The sequence below is a fragment of the Pontibacter rugosus genome, from assembly GCF_042678745.1.
Taxonomy (GTDB): Bacteria; Bacteroidota; Bacteroidia; order Cytophagales; family Hymenobacteraceae; genus Pontibacter; species Pontibacter rugosus.
Genome location: NZ_JBHTLD010000384.1, coordinates 1 through 2,083, shown reverse-complemented (window position 1 = coordinate 2,083; position 2,083 = coordinate 1). Strand labels below are relative to the sequence as shown.

1 protein-coding gene is annotated in these 2,083 nt (G+C 50.7%); it reads left to right on the top strand.

All coding sequences use genetic code 11. The annotated features are described in order from the left end of the window. The first annotated feature begins 142 nt into the window (after positions 1 to 142). Complete coding sequence (locus ACFQ2O_RS21390; protein WP_377532889.1) at positions 143 to 2,071, top strand: DNA polymerase III subunit gamma/tau; 1,929 nt, start codon at positions 143 to 145, stop codon at positions 2,069 to 2,071. Positions 2,072 to 2,083 lie beyond the last annotated feature (12 nt).

The window sequence follows — 2,083 nt, the reverse complement described above, 5'->3', positions numbered from 1 at the left end:
CTATGTAATTGCATTTAAATTTAAGTTAATTCTGTTCCCATTACAGGAGTAGCCATGCGGCACAAGTTGGTGGATAACCTTCTGGATAAGTACTGCACAAAAGCACTCCCATCTCATCTTCGGATTGATTATCTTTGTCCTAATGGAAAACTTTGTAGTATCAGCGCGTAAATACCGTCCGACCACGTTCGACAGCGTGGTGGGGCAACACCATATAACCAATACCCTTAAAAACGCTATCAGCAGCCACCATTTGGCGCAGGCGTTTCTTTTTTGCGGGCCACGCGGTGTGGGTAAAACTACCTGCGCCCGTATCCTGGCTAAAACCATTAATTGCCAGAACATCACCCCGGAAACTGAAGCCTGCAATGTGTGCGAATCATGCCGCAGCTTTAACTCCAACAGCTCGTTTAATGTGCACGAGCTCGATGCCGCCTCCAACAACTCGGTAGAGGATATCCGAAACCTGGTGGAGCAGGTGCGCTATGCGCCGCAAACAGGCAAGTATAAAATCTATATCATAGATGAGGTGCACATGCTCTCAAACCAGGCCTTCAACGCATTTCTGAAGACGCTGGAGGAGCCGCCATCGTATGCCATTTTTATACTTGCCACCACCGAGCGCCACAAGATCATTCCTACTATACTTTCGCGTTGCCAGATCTTTGATTTTAACCGAATCAGGATTGATGATATGGTGCGCCACCTGGGCAGCATTGCCACCAAAGAAAGTATACAGGCCGAGCCAGATGCCCTGCACCTGATCTCGCAGAAGGCAGACGGAGCATTGCGTGATGCCCTGTCTATCTTCGACCAGATGGTGACATTCTCGGGCAGCAATGTAACCTATAAGGCAACTGTCGAGAACCTGCACATCCTAGACTATGACTACTACTTCAGGCTAACAGACCACCTGCTGGCGCAGAACCTATCAGGCTCGCTGTTGCTGTTTGATGAGATTCTGAAAAACGGCTTCGATGCCCATAATTTCCTGATCGGAATAGGTGAGCACTTCCGAAGCCTGCTGGTATGCAAAGATGCGCAGACGGTAGCTTTGCTGGAAGTATCAGATAATATCAAGGCCAAGTATGCGGAGCAGTCGCAGAAGGCCAGCGTGAGCTTCTTACTTTCTGGGTTAAACCTGGTAAGCACCTGTGATATGCACTATAAGAGTAGCAAGAACCAGCGCCTCCACGTGGAACTGTGCCTGATGAAGATGGCCCACCTGAATGCTGCGCTCAGCTTTGCTCAGGAAGGAGAAGGATCAAAAAAAGCTAAGGTAGCAGCTCCGGCACCAGCCGCTACCGGTTCTATAGCAGGTGCCACTCCTTCTGCAACGCTACAGCAGCCGCATAGCCAGAACACTGTTCCGTCAGAGCAAATGCAGCAGTCGCAGCAGCAGGGCAGTGTTCCATCGGAGCGCCTGCAGCAGCAAAATTCTGCCAGCAGCGTACCATCCGAGGGTTTGCAACAGCCGCCAAAGCTACAGGAGGTTACCCCAGATGCGCACATTGCTCCGGCTAACCCACAGACTCCCCCGGGCTCAGGCCCTGATCGTGGTCCGGATAAACCGCGAGCGGGCATGCAGCTGCCTCCGCAGAAAAAGCTGGGCAAGCTGCCAAGCCTGAAAGACCTGCAGAACCCGCAAGCTGCGGTAGCAGAAGTTGCCATAGCAGAAGAGGAAGAAGATACCTACGGCGCTATTTTACCTCTGGATCAGGCACGACTCAAAACTGCCTGGCATGCCATTGTGCGCCGTAAAAAAGCTGAGAATATGATGGAGTTCACGCTCCTGAACCGCAACTACCACGTTACCGAAGAAAACGAGATTATCCTGCACCTGGAGAACCACGTGATGATGGATCAGTTTACCAGCTTGCGACCGGCCATACTTGGCGAGCTAAAGCGGGAGCTTGGTAACCGAAGTATAAAACTGCAGGCTGAGGTAGTAGAGGTGCAGGATGAAGGGCGTAAGCTTTATACTTCAGCGGACAAGTTTAACTACTTAGCCGAGAAATATCCGGTTCTCGTCGATTTAAAGCAGCGCTTTGGTCTAGATGCTGATTTCTAGTTCTATAAATAC

Bases quoted from the DNA above. Each gene is read 5' to 3' on its own strand.
- ACFQ2O_RS21390 (WP_377532889.1), top strand. From the start codon at position 143: ATGGAAAACTTTGTAGTATCAGCGCGTAAATACCGTCCGACCACGTTC.